This window comes from Bacteroidia bacterium (genome assembly GCA_040880525.1).
GTDB lineage: Bacteria > Bacteroidota > Bacteroidia > CAILMK01 > JBBDIG01 > JBBDIG01.
In genome coordinates, this window is record JBBDIG010000038.1 from 72,866 (window position 1) to 89,789 (window position 16,924).

Here is a 16,924-nt window from a genome sequence, read left to right on the forward strand (position 1 = left end):
ATGCAATTAACCGTTGCGGAAATAAGCAGAATGGTGGATGGCGAGTGGGAAGGGGACCATGAGGTTCTGATCAGCAGCTTCGCACCCATAGAAGAAGCTAAGAAAGGCGACATTACTTTTCTTTCCAATCAAAAATATACTCCTTATTTATACACCACCGGGGCCTCGGCTGTGCTTGTGGAAAAGAGTTTCAAGCCTGGAAAAAACAAGCATCCTACACTGATTTACGTAGACGATGTCTATTCCAAACTTTCATTTCTGCTCAGTAAATTTCAAAACAACCTTAACGGTAAATCCGGTATTGAACAGCCTTCGTTTGTCTCAGACGAGGCTGCTTTGGGCAAACAAGTCTATGTCGGAGCGTTTAGCTATGTGAGCAGCGGGGTAAAAATTGCGGACAAGGTGAAGATCTTTCCCCAGGTATACGTTGGAGAAAATGTGGAAATAGGGCAGGGCACCATTCTGTATCCCGGAGCGCGGGTATATGCCAATTGCAGGATTGGCCAAAACTGCATTATCCATTCAGGTTGCGTGATCGGTTCAGATGGTTTTGGTTTTGCGCCACAGGCTGATGGATCCTACAAGAAAATGCCGCAGACCGGAAACGTCATTATAGAGGACGATGTGGAGATTGGCGCCAACACAACCATTGACCGAGCTACCATACGTTCAACTATTATTAAAAAGGGTGTAAAACTGGATAACCTGATCCAGATCGCACATAACGTAGAAATAGGCCAGAATACAGTGATAGCAGCACAATCCGGAGTTTCCGGCAGCACCAAAATTGGCAGCCAGTGCGTAGTTGCAGGCCAGGTGGGCATTATCGGCCACATTACCATCGCAAAGGGAACGAAGATAGGGGCGAAGAGTGGAATCGGTAAGTCCATCACAGGCGAAGATCAGAAGTGGCATGGCATTCCTGCGGGGCCTTATCAGGATACATTGCGGGCCCAGGTATTGATGAGAAAGCTTCCTGAATTAGCTGCCCGCATTGCCGAACTGGAGAAAACTATCAAAGAATTAAAAGAAGGTTCTGATATCCAATGAACGTGAAGCAAACAACCATTAAAGAGTCCGTGACGGTTTCCGGGGTCGGTCTTCATACAGGTGAAGAGGTTAATTTAACTTTTCATCCTGCTGATGATAATCACGGGTTTAAATTTCAGCGAACAGACCTTGAGGACCGGCCGGTCATTGAGGCTGACGTAGACCTCGTATTGGATACTTCCAGGGGAACCACCCTCGGGAAAAATGGTGTGAAGGTGGCCACAGTAGAACATGTGCTGGCAGCGCTTGCCGGCCTGCAGCTCGATAATGTGCTCATCGAACTGGACAGCAGCGAAACGCCTATTATGGATGGAAGCGCGCAACAGTTCATAGAGGCCGTACTGCAGGCAGGCATCTTGGAGCAGAAGACTGACCGCGATTATTTCGAGGTGCCTGTGAATATTCACTTCTCAGAACCGGAACGCAGGGTGGAGATGATCGCTATGCCGCTTGATACCTTCAGGGCAACCGTGATGGTGGATTATAATTCGCCCGTACTCGGAAGCCAGCATGCCTCCATCAGTGATATTAGTGATTTTAAAAGAGAAGTTTCAAGCAGCCGAACCTTCTGCTTTCTGCATGAACTGGAGCAACTGGTGGAGCATAATCTCATTAAAGGAGGAGACCTGAACAACGCCATCGTTATTGTAGATCGCAAAGTTTCCGAGGAGGAATTATCTCATCTTGCCAAGCTCTTTAACAAACACAGCATTCAGGTAAAAAAAGAAGGTATTCTTAATAATGTAGAGCTGCGATATCAGAATGAACCCGCGAGGCATAAGTTGTTGGATCTTGTCGGAGACCTTGCCCTGATCGGAACTCCGCTTAAAGCGCAGATAATGGCGGCCCGTCCTGGCCACGCTGCCAATGTTGCCTTCGCAAGAAAGATCAAGCGGTTTATGCAGAAAACCCGCAGGAAAAATAAATCTCCTCATTACGATCCTAACCAGACGCCCATTTTTGATGCGCGGGAAATTGAGCGCATTCTTCCCCATAAATATCCGTTTTTGCTCGTGGATAAGGTCATTGATCTTTCTAGTACCCATGTGGTTGGGATTAAAAATGTATCAATGAATGAGCACTTTTTTAAAGGCCACTTTCCCGGAAATCCGGTGATGCCGGGAGTTTTGATCATAGAGGCAATGGCACAGACCGGAGGCGTCATGATCCTGAGCCAGCTTGAGGATCCGGAGAACTACATGACCTACTTCCTGAAAATAGAAAGCGTAAAATTCAAAGAGAAGGTAGTGCCGGGAGATACCTTAGTTTTGCGGCTGGACATTACCCAGCCTATCCGCAGAGGTATTTGCTCCATGAAGGCCCAGGCTTTTGTGGGCAACAGGCTCGTTACGGAAGCGGAACTCATGGCGCAAATCGTAAAATACAGGTAGCAGATGCACCAGCCTTTGGCGTATGTACATCCCCAGGCTAAGATTGCAGAAAATGTAGTCATCGAACCTTTTGTTACCATCTATAAAGATGTGGAAATTGGTGCAGGAACCTGGATAGGGCCGAACGTAACTATAATGGATGGCGCCCGCATCGGCAGAAACTGCCGCATCTTTCCCGGAGCCGTGGTTTCAGCCATCCCGCAGGATCTCAAATTCAAAGGCGAGGAAAGCAAAGTGATCATTGGGAATAACGTTACGATCAGAGAATGCGTAACGGTGAACCGGGGAACTGTGGACCGGCATAAAACGCAGATTGGCGACTATTGCCTCCTGATGGCCTATGTACACATTGCGCACGATTGCATTATCGGAAAGCATTGTATCCTCGGAAATGCCGTGAATCTGGCCGGCCATATTATTATTGATGATTATGCAATTATCAGCGGCCTTTCGGCTGTGCATCAATTTGTTAATATTGGCGTCCACGTCATGGTCTCTGGCGGATCACTCGTCCGGAAGGATGTGCCGCCTTACACCAAAGCTGCACGCGAGCCTCTTTCTTATTCGGGAATAAACTCCATCGGCTTGCGCAGGCGTGGATACTCCCCTGACAAGATCAATGAAATCCAGGAAATATTCCGCTACATATATCTTTCAGGATATAATACTACCCAAGCATTGGAGAAGATAGAGGCAGAGATGGCACCTACCAAAGAGCGTGATGAAATAATCAGTTTTATCCGCAAATCAGACCGCGGGATTATGAAAGGATACCATCCCTGAAACCATGCAGATCCTGCTGAAAAACATCGGCAAAAAATATCATCGAAACTGGATATTTAAAAGTATCACCGCAGAACTGGCCAGTGGAAACGGATATGCTGTTCTGGGTTCCAATGGCAGTGGTAAAAGTACTTTGCTCCAGATCATAAGCGGATTCCTTACACCCACAAGTGGAGATATTTTTTATCAGGAGAATAACAAGACCATCCAGCCAGATGATTTTTTCCGGTATCTCACGCTCATCACGCCCTACATGGATATTCCGGATGAACTCAGTTTCGCAGAGATCCTTGATTTCCATTTTCGATTTAAGAAACTGGCCAACGGCATTCATAAAAATAATATTCCCGAAATGGCCAATATGGCGGCACACAAGGATAAAAAGCTGAAATATTACAGTTCCGGAATGAAACAACGCGTACGGCTAAGCCTGGCTCTTTTTTGTGACAGCGCCATTATTTTGCTGGATGAACCCACCACGCATCTTGACCAGCAAGGGATAGCCTGGTACCGGGAACTCATCCAGCCTTTGCTCAATGAGCGACTTCTGGTTATTTCCTCGAACCAAGCCGCAGATTATGATTTTTGCAACCATATTATAAAGGTTGAGGAATTTAAACCCCAACGCAATGAACAAGGCCGCAATGAAAAGCAGCAGTGATACTTTATCGGTGCTGGGATTGAAACTTCCGACCGATCCACGATGGGCAAACCTGGCCGGGCAGCGACTTGTGGACATTCTCACAGACCATGCTTATTGCGAACAGAAAGCTGCTTCAGCCTGCATTTCGCTTATCGTACAATATCCGGAGCAGGAATCACTGGTGGAAAAGCTGAGTCCGGTGGTGACGGAAGAATGGGGGCACTTCAGAATGGTACTGAAAGAGCTCGCTAAAAGGGGCCTGAAACTCGGGCGGCAACGAAAGGATGAATATGTAAATGAACTGATGAAGCTCATCCGAAAGGGGAAGCCAAGACAACAATTGCTGGATAAACTCCTTGTTTGTGCATTAATTGAAGCAAGGAGCTGTGAGCGTTTTAAGCGACTTTCAGAAGGGATAGATGATGCGGATCTTCAGCATTTCTATCACGAGTTGATGATTGCCGAGGCCGGACATTATCGCCTGTTTCTGGACCTGTCCAAAACGGTAGTGCCAAAAGAAGAGGCGATGCAACGTTGGCAGGAGTTCCTCAATATGGAAGCGGAAATTATCCGGAGCATGGAAGTGAGAGGAGACCGGATGCATTAGGAAATTTTGATTTAAACTTTTAATTTAACTACAGTATGAATAGTATTTATATATCAGATATTTAACCAAAGACAAAGAGTTTTTTCAGCAAGGATTTATTTTACAAGATAAATGAAGTTTTTCGCTGGCAGGATGCGCCTGGAAGCGCAAAAAGTGGCATGAGCAGTCAAAAATCAATTACAGGTAAAGCTTTCGATTTCACCTTGTTGCGGAGGGTATTTTCCCTGATCTCTCCGTACAGAGGGCAGTTTGTAGTGGCCGTAATACTCACAGTGGCGCTGGCCGTGATCGGTCCTTCCATTCCCTTTGCCATTCAAAAGACGATTGATAAGCAAATCCTCAATCTCGACTTTCGAGGCTTGTGGCAAATGAGTCTGCTGATTTTAGGATTGCTCTTCCTGCAGGCAATCGTGAATTATTTTCAAACCTACCTCACCAGTTATTTGGGCCAGAATGCAATACTTCATCTGCGTAGCGGAATATTCAAGCACGTGCTGGGCTTTCGGTCGCGGGTATTTGACCGCACTCCGATCGGGACGCTCATTACCCGTACCATCAGCGATGTAGAAACCGTAGCCGATGTTTTTGCCCAGGGCCTCATCAACATTATTGGCGATTTGCTTCAATTGCTGGTTATTATCGTGATCCTGTTTTTTCTGGATTGGGAACTTACGCTGGTATGCCTGAGCCTGTTCCCATTGCTTTTTTTGAGTTCTTATGTATTTAAAGAAAAAGTAAAAGCAGCATTTCAGCAGGTACGTACACAGGTTTCACGGCTCAATGCTTTTCTTCAGGAGCATATTACAGGAGTCCAGATCATCCAGGTTTTTGGCCGTGAAAAGGACGAAATGGAACGGTTTAAACGCATCAATGGAGCACACCGGGATGCTAATATTCGAGGTATCATGGCCTATTCCATATTCTTTCCGGTTATTGAAATTCTTTCGGCCATCACCATTGCGCTTATCGTGTGGTATGGGAGCGGCCAGGTGCTGGAGGGTGAGCTGACCTTCGGAGTAGTGACGGCATTTATTCTTTATATCAATATGATGTTCCGCCCTATCCGGCAAATAGCAGATAAGTTCAACACCCTGCAAATGGGAATGGTAGCCTCCGAGCGGATATTCAGGTTGATGTCAGTGGAAGATTCTATTCCGGATGAAGGCAAACTGCCGGCACGGGAAATCCGCGGCCAGATCGAATTCAGAAATGTATGGTTTGCATACGAACAAGAGGATTGGGTGCTGAAGGATGTTTCATTTAAAGTAGAGCCCGGTCAGACGCTGGCAATTGTTGGAGCTACAGGTGCGGGTAAAACCACCATAATTAATCTTATAAACCGGCTTTACGAAATACAAAAAGGCAGTATTTGCCTGGATGGAGAAGATATCAGGGATTATCCGCTTGCCTTCCTGCGCAGGGTCACCGGTGTGGTTCTCCAGGATGTGTTTCTCTTTTCTGATACTATTGAGAATAATATCCGCATCTATAATGATACGATCTCAGAAGAGGAATTAGAACAAGCAGCCCGGCTGGTAGGCGCGGAGAAATTCATCAACCGGTTGCCCAATGGTTTGCGATACGAAGTGCAGGAGCGGGGAGCAACTTTATCTTCCGGGCAGCGGCAGCTCATCTCATTTATCCGGGCCATTATCCAGGATCCGCGTGTACTTATTCTGGACGAGGCTACTTCTTCTGTGGATAACGAAACGGAGGAGATGCTGCAACATGCCATTCAGGTTTTGCTGAAGGACCGGACCAGTATCGTTATTGCCCACCGGCTCAGTACAATCCAGCATGCCAGTCAGATTATGGTTATGGACAAAGGAAAAATAGTGGAGGCCGGTACGCATCAGGAACTCCTGACGCTCAACGGCCACTACAAGAAGCTATATCAGTTACAGTTCGCGGAATTAGTGGTGTAGTATTATTAGCCGGGTGCTCCTGCTTAATAAAGCGGAATAGCTACAGGGGCTGTGTGGGCGTGCTGAACGGGTGGTTTTATTTCCTGCCGTTGATTGGAATACAGGTCGTAGTTAGCCGGGCTTTTTGGGCCGTTGGTTGCACAGCCACTGAGCATTACGATGAATGCAAAGGCGCCAAAAAGTTTAAGCCATTCAACAGGATTTACTGTTTTAATGTATTCCTGAAAAATTGAAAGGGCGATATGAAATATTGCTGGTTGCATGTTTCGTTACGTTTTTAAGAGTGTATTAATGCTAACAGCCCTGACAGATGAAATGTTCAGTAAAAATACTGAACAAATACGTAAGTGGTGTTTTTTGTTTGGATGATCGATTTCTTACAGGAATTTTATTTCCCCAAAATTGATAATAGAACAGAAAAAAGAAACCGGAAAGGTTTTGGATAATTGAAAATACAAGGGGAGCTTTAACCCCTGTTCCTGGAGGCGCTTTGCGTTTAATAGGTACTTATCTTTAAATCAGATACAAATATGAAATACGCCAAATTGATTTTCCTGCCCCTGTTGATGCTGGCCTTGAGCTGTGATAAACTGGAAAACCTGGATCCGGCACTGGCAGAACCCAATCTCGATGAAATGGTAACGGCCCTGAAAGAAGCGCTGGAAACAGGAACCGGCAGGGCAGTGGAAGGCCTGAATGAGAAAGACGGATATTTTGGAGACGAACTGGTAAAAATACTTTTCCCACCAGAGGCCACTAAAGTCGCAAACACGCTAAGGGATATGGGTGCCGGAGCGTTGGTTGATGATTTTGTCCTCTCCATGAACCGTGCTGCCGAAGATGCAGTAAGCGAGGCCGCTCCCATTTTTGTTGGTGCCATCACAGACATGACTTTTGATGACGCCAAAGGAATTTTACTAGGACCGGATGATGCCGCAACCGAATATTTCAAAGGAAAAACCAACCAGCAGTTGTATGATCTTTTTAAACCTAAGATCCAGAATGCGCTGGATAGAGCCTCAGCTACTAAACATTGGAATGACATTACTTCTACATATAATTCCATTCCTCTTGTAACTCCGGTAAATACAGATTTGCCCGACTATGCTACAACTGAGGCACTTGAGGGCCTCTTTCTGAAACTGGAAGGGGAGGAGGCTGAGATCCGGCAGGATCCGGCTGCCCGGACCACAGATGCCATGAAAAAGGTGTTTGAATGGGCAGAATCTCAGTAATCGTTTAGTCCCTCTTATAATAAGCGATCAATGATGCGCGTGTTATTTCGTGCTGCATCACGATCTGGTAAACAGCCTGAGCTAATGGCGTATCCTGGTCCAATTCAGGTTTTTCAGTTTTCAGAGCGTAAACGGTGATAATGTATTTGTGTACAAAATCATCTTCCGGAGGGCAGGGGCCACCATAGGCATTTTGCCCGGTATCTGCCCGTCCCATAAAAGCACCTTTCGGCAGGAGATCCTTGTCAGGATTCCCGGCTCCGGCCTTCAATTCAGTAACATTTACGGGAATATTGAAAACCGCCCAATGCCAGAATCCGCTATCCGTTGGGGCATCAGGGTCGTGCATAGTGATAGCGAAACTCTTAGTGCCTTCCGGTGCATTTTCCCATTGTAGGTGAGGAGAAATATTTCCACCTGAACATCCAAAATTATTCATTACCTGCTCATGCGTAAAAGTACCTCCCAGATCGTTGCTGCTTAAAGTGAAAGTTTTGTCGCTCATCGTTTAAATTTTTTACCTACAACGATGAGGGCATTGACTTGTTTAAGCATTTTTAGAATCAATGAAACGGTACAAAATCGCCAAGCCCTGTGTTAGCTTCTCCTTATTTTTGCCGGGTCTGATCAAGAAGAAACCTGCATGAAAAATTACCTGAACCTGCTGAGCGAAGTGATGAACACCGGTATTGAGAAAAATGACCGCACCGGGACCGGTACCCGCAGTGTGTTCGGACGTCAGCTTCGTTTTGACCTTTCTGAAGGGTTTCCATTGGTTACAACTAAAAAAGTACATCTGAAATCTATTATCTATGAATTGCTCTGGTTCCTTAAAGGGGATACTAATACGGCTTATTTAAAGACGCACAACGTGAGGATCTGGGACGAATGGGCCAGTGAGTCAGGCGATCTGGGCCCTGTGTATGGCGCTCAGTGGCGGTCGTGGCCGGCTACTGATGGACGTACCATTGACCAGATTTCCGGAGCAGTCGAAATGATCCGAAATAATCCAGATTCAAGAAGAATTATCGTAAGCGCCTGGAATGTAGGCCAATTGGAGGAGATGGCGCTTGCTCCCTGCCACTGCCTGTTTCAGTTCTATGTGGCGGAAGGCAGGCTTAGCTGCCAGCTCTACCAAAGAAGCGCTGATCTTTTTCTGGGTGTTCCTTTTAATATCGCTTCGTATGCTCTGCTGACAATGATGATGGCGCAGGTGTGCGGCCTGGTGCCAGGCGAGTTCGTTCATACCTTTGGGGATGCCCATATTTATAATAACCACTTTCAGCAGGTAAAGGAGCAGTTGCAGCGCGAACCCCGCCCTCTGCCGGAAATGCGAATAAATAGTGATGTGAAAAACATCCTGGAATTCGAATATTCGGATTTTGAACTTATCAATTATAATCCACTTCCACGCATTAAAGCTCCGGTGGCAGTCTGACCAAATCCAAGTATGCAATGAAAATATCACTGATAGCAGCCATGAGTACCAACCGGGTCATAGGAAAGGACAATGATCTGGTCTGGCACATGCCCGCAGATCTGAAGTTTTTCAAAAAAACCACGATTGGCCATCATATCCTTATGGGGCGAAAAACCTTCGAATCTTTTGGAAAGGCCTTGCCGGGCCGCACCAATCTGGTACTTACCGGTCAGCGTGATGTTGAGATTCCCGGGGCTACTGTAGTTCATTCAATGGAAGATGCCATATCCCTGGCCCAGGCAGCCGGAGAGGAGGAGCTTTTTATTGGAGGCGGAGCCAAAGTGTATGAAGAATCGCTATCCATAGCTGATCGAATTTATCTCACGCTGATCCATCATACTTTTGAAGGACATGCTTTTTTCCCGGTGTTTGATGTGTCGGAATGGAAAGAGGTGAGCAGAGAGGATCATGCTCCTGATGAGAAAAACCCGTATGCGTATTCTTTTCTGCTGTTAGAGCGGAAATAGCGGCTTTCTATGACGTTTCATTTTCACTGTCGCCAAAGGTGAAACCCAGCCGTTTGCCGGTAGAAATGGCCGCATTGCCTGATTCCTTGATTTTTTGAAGCAGTGTAATCTCCTTTATCTTATCGAAAGGCGGTACGTACAGATCAAAATCCAGGGTATGAAGAATAGCCGTCTCCACAATTTTGTCAATATTTTCCTTTGTGATGAGCTGATTGGCAAAGTCGCCAAACAGAAAAGATAACTGCCGCTGCCCCTGGACAAAAAAGTGCCCATCCTTATTAATGAAGATTCGACCTATAAGGTAGCCAAGGTCATGGTAACGGTGGTATTTCAGCGAATCCGCCAGGAAGTTGTAGACCATGATCATTCCGCAGTAGGACCTTAGCGGATCCTCCTTCACATAAGCCGAGTTGTGGACAAAATGCTCAGAAGGAAATGTGAAGACATTAGAATGCATCATAAAATAGAGCATATCCCCTGAAAACTTCAACGAGCTTTCAAACATGCCATGGTCCTGATAGCTGATCTCTACTGAAGAATCTTTTTTGCTGAGGATCCCTGAAAGCGTTTCGGCATAATGAGCCGAGCATTTTTTCAGTTGCTCAAAGCTTTCCAGCGTTTTCCTGTAAATAAATTGTTTGGTACCCGCCTTATTCTCCAGTGCGAAAATGATCTTGTTCAGATTATCGTTTGGCTTTTCCATCCATTCATTTTAATAAGCTTTGGCAAATACTACCCGTTGTGCCGAGGGATTTCCGGAGTAGATACAAGTACCTGCTTCTTTGTTTTCATTTAGTGGGATCAGGCGGATCGTGGCTTTGGTTTCCTGTTTTATCTTTTGTTCCGTTTCAGGAGTTCCATCCCAATGGGCATAAATGAATCCGCCACGTTTCTCGAGCACCTCCCGGAACTCTTCATAAGAATCTACTTGATGTGTATTTGCTTCGCGAAAATCCAGCGCTTTCTGGTAAATATTTTTCTGAATCTCTTCAAGTAGCTCAGGGATATGAGAAGATAACGTATCCAGCTTCACCAGATTCTTTTCGCGGGTATCCCTCCTGGCTACTTCTACCGTACCATTTTGCAAATCGCGCGGCCCAATTGCAAGCCTGACCGGCACGCCTTTTACCTCGTATTCGGCAAACTTCCATCCCGGCTTGTGAGTTTCGCGGTTATCAAACTTCACACTGACTCCTTTGCTGCGCAATTCAATGCTAATGCGCTCAGCTACTTCAGTTATTTGGTCCCGCTCCTCATCCTTTCTGTAAATAGGAACAATCACGACCTGAATAGGAGCGAGTTTTGGCGGAAGGATAAGACCCTCATCATCCGAATGAGCCATGATGAGGGCCCCGACCAGGCGGGTAGAAACGCCCCAGGAAGTAGCCCAAACCAGTTCTTCTTTTCCTTCGGAACTGGTAAAGGTGACGTCAAACGCCTTGGCAAAATTTTGTCCCAGGAAATGCGAAGTGCCGGCCTGTAAGGCTTTACCATCCTGCATAAGCGCTTCAATGCAATAGGTATCCACAGCTCCGGCAAATCGTTCGCTCTCGGTTTTGACGCCCTTGAGCACCGGCATCGCCATAAATTCTTCGGCAAACGAAGCGTAGACATCCAGCATTGTTAGTGTTTCTTTCAAGGCCTCATCTTTTGTTGCATGAGCAGTATGGCCTTCCTGCCAGAGGAATTCAGCGGTACGAAGGAAAAGCCGGGTGCGCATCTCCCATCGCACTACGTTCGCCCATTGATTGATCAGGATGGGAAGATCCCGGTAGCTCTGGATCCAGTTTTTATATGTGTTCCATATAATTGTTTCAGAAGTAGGTCGCACGATCAGTTCTTCTTCCAGCTTAGAATCCGGATCAACCACAACCTCTTTCGTATCAGGATCATTCTTTAGTCTGTAATGGGTAACAACAGCACATTCTTTAGCAAAACCTTCAATATGTGCTGCTTCCTTACTCAGGAAAGATTTCGGAATAAAGAGTGGAAAGTAGGCGTTTTCATGCCCGGTTTCCTTAAACCGTTTATCGAGTTCCTGCTGCATTTTTTCCCAGATGGAGTATCCGTAAGGTTTAATGACCATGCATCCTTTTACAGCGGAATGTTCGGCCATTCCGGCTACCTTTACAATGTCATTGTACCACAAGGAGTAATTCTTATTTTTAGCCGTAATTTTTTCTGCCATTGCCTGTGTCTATTACGTTGGAATAACTTTTGCGATTTGGGTCGGGACAAAGGTAAAGATTAAACAATCTGCATTCTTTTACACTTAAATTTTACAGTTATGAAATCACTCAATTTATTATTCGCGATAGCTGGATCATTGATAATATTTTCATCATGCTCATCATACCAAGTGGCAAAGGGAACAGATGATGTTTACTTTACTCCTGAAGATCCCCAATATGTGGCGGCCGTAACAAAAGCGAACCCGGCACCCGGCACTCTTTCAGATAACCGAAACCTTTCTACCAATCCGGATTCTGAAAGGCACTATGAAAATGATCAGTCCTATAGCCGCAGTAGTTCCTCTGAACAAACCACTGATGAAGGAGGCAATACCTATATCTATAATAATTATTATGATGACGATTATTACTATTCCCGCAGGTTGAGGAGGTTTCATGTAGCACCTTCAGTAGGATTTGGCTACTATGATCCATTCTTTTCTTCGCCATATTATTATGATCCTTTTTTCCGGCCTGGATTATCAGTTAATATCAATATTGGCTATGGATATGGCTACGGTTACGGCTATCCATATTACCGTCCCTTCCCTTATTACTACCGTCCGTATTTTCCTTATGGTTACCCTTATTATGGCGGATTTCCTTATTACGGTTATTCCCATTACAATCCTTATTATGAAGGATATGGCTATCACCATCCATATTATTCACAGGTTCCGGGAACTGGTGGCGGATCAGGTTCAACACCATATTATCCGGTTGAGAACACGATGTATGGTCCCAGAGGTAGCAGCATGAGCAATAATGTTGGTTCCGGCAGCAACAGGAATACCGGCAGCCCAGGCCGCGTGGATAAGGTAGTACAGGAAGATGAATCAAACAGCCGGCAGGGAGCAGAAAGCGCCACAAAAAGCAATGAAATCCGCAGGGATGTGGACTACCGGGAGTATGAGAGAAATACCGAGTATGGGACGCAACCTGCCGAAGAAGTTAAACAAGGTGAAAGGCCTGTACGCCAATCAGGCGAATCAAATAGTCCTGTGGAAGAACGGGCGAGCGAACCTGCCAGATCTACCAATCCCGCAGAGCAAAATGCACGACCGGAACGAAATACGAATCAGCAGGAACCAGTAAGGCAATCAGAACCTGAACGGCAACAAGAGCCTGAGCGGATTGAGCAGCGCAATCAGCAGGAACCTGTGAGGCAGTCAGAACCTAGGCGGCAACAAGCGCCTGAAAGGATGGAGCCGCGTAATCAGCCGCAGGAGCCTGTTCGCCAACAGAATCCTACTCCATCGCGAAACGAAAATTATTCGCCTCCGAGCCGGCAAACAACACCTCAGAGAAGTGAGCCTACCAGGTCAGTAGAACCAAGACAAAACCGTACGCCCCAATATAACGCTCCCCGGAGTAGTCCACGAAGCACCCCCAGGCAGAACACCCGGCCATCAAGGGATTATTCTACTCCATCCCGGTCTTCGAGCCCCAGTTATCAACGCTCCACTCCTTCGCCAACAAGGAGCAGTGGGAGCTATAATCGTGGCTCCAATTCCAGAAGCAGCACCCCGGCCCGCGGTGGAAGCAATAACAGCCCGCGAAGAGGGCGGTGATAAATCAGTTTCACCCTATAATGATCTCAATCAGCAGCGCGCATGAAATTTATTATCCTTTTTCTTCTTTCGTTCATGATTTTGGGATCAGGCATAGTAACCGCCCAAAATCATATAGAAGCCCTTAGGTATTCTCAGAATTTTTATCAATCGGATGCGCGCGCTCTGGGTATGGGCAATGCAATGGGCGCGGTAGGCGGGAGTTTCATTGGCAGCATTCTTAATCCGGCAGGACTGGCCATTTCCAAACGCAACGAAATCTTTATTACACCGGCACTGATCCAGACCAATGCCAATAGCTTGTACCGGGGAAATATGGAAAGCGATGGGGCTGGTGGAATGAGAATTGGCAATGCCGGTATATCATTAACAACCCTGAATTATAGTTTGGGCAAATTGGTGACGGAAGGATGGGTGAATTACACTTTTGCATTTGGCTTTAATCGTACCAATGACTTTCACCAAAATACCTTCTATGCCGGGTTCAATCAGGATAACTCAATCATGCAGGCGCTGGCCTTGGATGCTCAGGGTATTGACCCCTTAGACTTTGAAGACTATAATTCCCGCGAATCGCAGGCATACTTTGCCTATCTCATCAATCCCGTTGGAGGCCAGGAACCCTTTGAATATTATACTGCACTGGACGATTCGGCAATAGATATAGTACAGCAAAAATCTATACAGCGCAGGGGAGCTGCCAATGATATTACCTTTTCATTTGCGGCAAACTACTCCAACAAACTTTACCTGGGTTTGACGTTAGGAATTCCTACGATTGGATTTCATGAAAGGTCGACTTACCGGGAAGTGAACCGGAATCCGGAAGAAACAAACTTTGAAAGCCTGGAACTACGGGAAAGTATAGACACGCGCGGCTTTGGGGTTCATGGCATTTTCGGCCTGATTTACCGGCCTTCTGCAGCCGCCCGTTTTGGATTGAGTGTGGAAACCCCTACCAATTTCAGGATTAACGATAACTATAGCTTTTCTACTACCTCTGAACTCCTCATAGATGATGACGGTACTTTTACCTCAGATGAAGGAGAGTTTGATTATAATCTCACCACGCCATTAAAACTCAGGACCAGCGGGGCTTTCTTTTTTGAGGATAATGGGTTTCTTTCGGTTGATTACATGTTCTCCAATATTTCCAAAAGCTCCCTGACCTCCGATCTCTATGACTTTTTCAGTGAGAACCGAAACATTGAAAACTTTTACCGCTCAGTCCATGACGTAAAATTCGGAGGTGAGTTTCGTTATGATACCTACTACCTGCGGGCAGGACTTGGATTTGCTACTACCCCTTTTAATGATGACCTTGTGCCTAAAGCCGCCAATAGCAGCAGCCGGTCGTATTCTTTGGGTGGTGGATTCCGGGAAAACAATGTGTTCCTGGATCTGGGTTGGCAATTAACCAGTCGCAAAGAATTTGAAGTCCCGTATGAATTAGGAGAAACGGCTGTACCCGGTGCTGAAATGAGGATGAACAGAAATTTGTTCCTTTTGACGATCGGAACCCGTTTCTGATCGACTTCCCGACCGGAATTGAGTTCAGAACCCAAACCCACATTCCATTTACTTTATCCCAGGTTTAGCGAGATCTGTTTTTCCAGCTCATCAATTTTGCTGCGGAAAGCTTTGTCCGTCTCAATCAGGTTGGAAACAGTTTGACAGGCATGTATCACCGTTGAATGATCGCGGCCACCGAAGTGCCTGCCAATCTTAGCCAATGAATCTTTGGTGAATTGCTTGGCGAAATACATCGAGATCTGCCGGGCCTGCACGATGTGCCGTTTCCTTGATTTTGATTTCAGCAACTCCACCTCCATGCTGAAGTGTTCACAAATCAGGTCCTGTATATGATCAATGGTGAGCTCACGGGAAGAGTTCTTTATAAAGTTCTTCAGGATTTCGCGGGCCATTGGCAAGTCAATCTCTTTCTTGCTGATGGATGCATTGGCCAAAAGAGATATCAATGCACCTTCCAGTTCCCTCACGCTGGTAGTAATATTATACGCAACATATTCCACCACGTCTTTCTGAAGTTCAATTCCATTCTCATACATTTTGTGCTCCAGGATCGCCATGCGCGTTTCAAAATCAGGCGAAGTCATATCAGCAGACAAACCCCATTTGAAACGGGAGAGCAGCCGTTCTTCCAGACCTTTCAGATCTTTTGGCGGGCGGTCAGAAGTCAGAATGAGTTGTTTATTATTCTGATGCAAATGGTTGAAAATATGAAAGAAGATGTCCTGTGTCCGGTCCTTATTAGCAAAGAACTGAACGTCATCAAGAATTAGTACGTCTATTAACTGATAGAAATTGATAAAATCGTTTAAGCTGTTATTTTTCACCGCTTCAATAAACTGGTTGGTGAATTTTTCAGACGAAACGTAGAGGACAATCTTGTTCTTTAAGGTCTCCTTCACTTTGTTGCCGATAGACTGCGCCAGGTGGGTTTTGCCTAGGCCTACTCCTCCATAGATCACCAGGGGGTTGAACGAGGTACCTCCAGGTCTGGCCGCCACAGCCATTCCTGCTGATCGCGCAAGCCGGTTGCAATCTCCCTCTATAAAAGTATCAAAGGTGAAGTTGTTGTTGAGTTGCGAATCAATATTGAGCTTTTTAAGGCCCGGAATAATGAAGGGATTCTTAATCGAGGAGCTGATATTCATAGGCATGGAAATCTCAATTTCGTCTTCATGCCGGGCTTGCTGAGCCGGCATGTTGATAGTATATGGTTTGTGAGAACCTGAACTTTGCTCTACCACTATATTATATTCAAGTTTCGAGCCTGCACCAAGTTCCTTTTTCAGGGTCTTCTTCAGCAGATTCACATAATGTTCTTCGAGCCACTCATAGAAGAACAAACTCGGAACCTGAATGGTCAGGATCTTTCCTTCCAGCCTCACCGGCTTTATAGGAATAAACCATGTTTTATAACTCTGGGAGTTCACATTATCCTTGATAACAGACAAACAATTATTCCATACCTGCTCAGAGGTTATATTCATGGTCATCAAAATAAAGTTGGTTAGTAGGTTAAAATTTCAGGCCGGTCGCCAGCCCGAAATGGGGAGCTAATTTGAGGCTAATTTTTCAGAAAAAAATAAAGAATTACTGTTGATTTTTAAAGAATTTTTACAGGTACCGAAAGATTTTTTTTCGAGCTTTTTTGTCATTTTAAAGGAAAAATTATTTAGCGATGACGTTTACACAGGGAAATGAAACAGGGCTATTATTAACCTTATTATCAAATACTTACACCCGTCAACCGGGAGCTGGAAAAAATTAAAAGATTGTTCCAGACAGCTTCAAAATTGGCTGGTAGCACCGTGCCAGATTTTACTGATGGATTATTGATTTTTGTACTCATAATTGAGAAAAACTTTGTTTATAATAATTTCAGATTTTTTCTTGTTTTTATGGGAATTTTCTAACTCCTTGAACGCACTCTGAAGAAGGGGAAATAGAAGGAAAAAACAGGCTCCTGAAAACTTTTCCGGATTTTTTTTCTGAGGCCGGAAATTTTTTAAAA

16 protein-coding genes are annotated in these 16,924 nt (G+C 45.5%); 11 read left to right on the forward strand and 5 right to left on the reverse strand.

Annotated features, from left to right (window positions below; translation table 11 throughout):
* The 6 genes from lpxD (at window position 1) to WD077_11275 (ending at window position 6,399) form a co-directional block, all read left to right on the forward strand.
* Complete coding sequence (gene lpxD / locus WD077_11250; protein ID MEX0967806.1) at window positions 1-1,050, forward strand: UDP-3-O-(3-hydroxymyristoyl)glucosamine N-acyltransferase; 1,050 nt, start codon at window positions 1-3, stop codon at window positions 1,048-1,050.
* Window positions 1,047-2,441 carry a bifunctional UDP-3-O-[3-hydroxymyristoyl] N-acetylglucosamine deacetylase/3-hydroxyacyl-ACP dehydratase gene (locus WD077_11255; GenBank protein ID MEX0967807.1) on the forward strand — a complete coding sequence of 465 codons (1,395 nt, stop codon included), beginning with the start codon at window positions 1,047-1,049 and terminating at the stop codon, window positions 2,439-2,441. The genes lpxD and WD077_11255 overlap by 4 nt, the downstream gene beginning before the upstream one ends.
* A 3-nt stretch (window positions 2,442-2,444) precedes the next feature.
* Window positions 2,445-3,224: an acyl-ACP--UDP-N-acetylglucosamine O-acyltransferase gene (gene lpxA, locus WD077_11260; GenBank protein MEX0967808.1), complete on the forward strand. Its 780-nt coding sequence runs from the start codon at window positions 2,445-2,447 to the stop codon at window positions 3,222-3,224.
* 4 nt (window positions 3,225-3,228) lie between these two features.
* On the forward strand, window positions 3,229-3,885 hold the full coding sequence (locus tag WD077_11265; GenBank protein MEX0967809.1) for an ABC transporter ATP-binding protein: 657 nt from the start codon (window positions 3,229-3,231) through the stop codon (window positions 3,883-3,885).
* Window positions 3,854-4,474, forward strand: coding sequence for a tRNA-(ms[2]io[6]A)-hydroxylase (locus tag WD077_11270; protein MEX0967810.1), 621 nt, complete (start codon window positions 3,854-3,856; stop codon window positions 4,472-4,474). The genes WD077_11265 and WD077_11270 overlap by 32 nt, the downstream gene beginning before the upstream one ends.
* A 158-nt stretch (window positions 4,475-4,632) precedes the next feature.
* On the forward strand, window positions 4,633-6,399 hold the full coding sequence (locus tag WD077_11275) for an ABC transporter ATP-binding protein (GenBank protein MEX0967811.1): 1,767 nt from the start codon (window positions 4,633-4,635) through the stop codon (window positions 6,397-6,399).
* 23 nt (window positions 6,400-6,422) lie between these two features.
* On the opposite strand, the gene WD077_11280 is transcribed toward WD077_11275, so the two are convergent.
* A complete protein-coding gene (locus WD077_11280; protein MEX0967812.1) occupies window positions 6,423-6,662 on the reverse strand; it encodes a hypothetical protein in 240 nt (79 codons plus the stop codon).
* A gap of 267 nt (window positions 6,663-6,929) precedes the next feature.
* On the opposite strand from WD077_11280, the gene WD077_11285 reads away from it, so the two are divergent.
* Window positions 6,930-7,634, forward strand: coding sequence for a DUF4197 domain-containing protein (locus WD077_11285; protein ID MEX0967813.1), 705 nt, complete (start codon window positions 6,930-6,932; stop codon window positions 7,632-7,634).
* A 4-nt stretch (window positions 7,635-7,638) separates the two neighbouring features.
* Here the strand turns inward: WD077_11285 and WD077_11290 are convergent, their stop codons facing one another.
* Complete coding sequence (locus WD077_11290) at window positions 7,639-8,139, reverse strand: YbhB/YbcL family Raf kinase inhibitor-like protein (GenBank protein ID MEX0967814.1); 501 nt, start codon at window positions 8,137-8,139, stop codon at window positions 7,639-7,641.
* A 138-nt stretch (window positions 8,140-8,277) separates the two neighbouring features.
* Here WD077_11290 and WD077_11295 point away from each other — a divergent pair, with 138 nt between their 5' ends.
* Window positions 8,278-9,072 (forward strand): thymidylate synthase, encoded by a 795-nt coding sequence (locus tag WD077_11295; GenBank protein ID MEX0967815.1) that lies wholly within the window; start codon window positions 8,278-8,280, stop codon window positions 9,070-9,072.
* A 17-nt stretch (window positions 9,073-9,089) separates the two neighbouring features.
* Window positions 9,090-9,581 (forward strand): dihydrofolate reductase, encoded by a 492-nt coding sequence (locus WD077_11300; protein ID MEX0967816.1) that lies wholly within the window; start codon window positions 9,090-9,092, stop codon window positions 9,579-9,581.
* Between the two features lie 7 nt (window positions 9,582-9,588).
* Here WD077_11300 and WD077_11305 read toward each other — a convergent pair whose 3' ends face one another.
* The gene (locus WD077_11305; protein ID MEX0967817.1) at window positions 9,589-10,284 is read right to left on the reverse strand and encodes a hypothetical protein; all 696 of its coding nucleotides are present in this window, start codon (window positions 10,282-10,284) and stop codon (window positions 9,589-9,591) included.
* A 9-nt stretch (window positions 10,285-10,293) separates the two neighbouring features.
* Window positions 10,294-11,769: a proline--tRNA ligase gene (gene proS / locus WD077_11310; protein ID MEX0967818.1), complete on the reverse strand. Its 1,476-nt coding sequence runs from the start codon at window positions 11,767-11,769 to the stop codon at window positions 10,294-10,296.
* Window positions 11,770-11,868: 99 nt separating this feature from the next.
* On the opposite strand from proS, the gene WD077_11315 reads away from it, so the two are divergent.
* Together WD077_11315 and WD077_11320 are read left to right on the forward strand one after the other, a co-directional pair.
* Window positions 11,869-13,383: a hypothetical protein gene (locus tag WD077_11315; protein ID MEX0967819.1), complete on the forward strand. Its 1,515-nt coding sequence runs from the start codon at window positions 11,869-11,871 to the stop codon at window positions 13,381-13,383.
* 42 nt (window positions 13,384-13,425) lie between these two features.
* Window positions 13,426-14,913 (forward strand): hypothetical protein, encoded by a 1,488-nt coding sequence (locus WD077_11320; protein MEX0967820.1) that lies wholly within the window; start codon window positions 13,426-13,428, stop codon window positions 14,911-14,913.
* 53 nt (window positions 14,914-14,966) lie between these two features.
* On the opposite strand, the gene dnaA is transcribed toward WD077_11320, so the two are convergent.
* The gene (gene dnaA, locus WD077_11325) at window positions 14,967-16,400 is read right to left on the reverse strand and encodes a chromosomal replication initiator protein DnaA (GenBank protein MEX0967821.1); all 1,434 of its coding nucleotides are present in this window, start codon (window positions 16,398-16,400) and stop codon (window positions 14,967-14,969) included.
* Window positions 16,401-16,924: the final 524 nt, after the last annotated feature.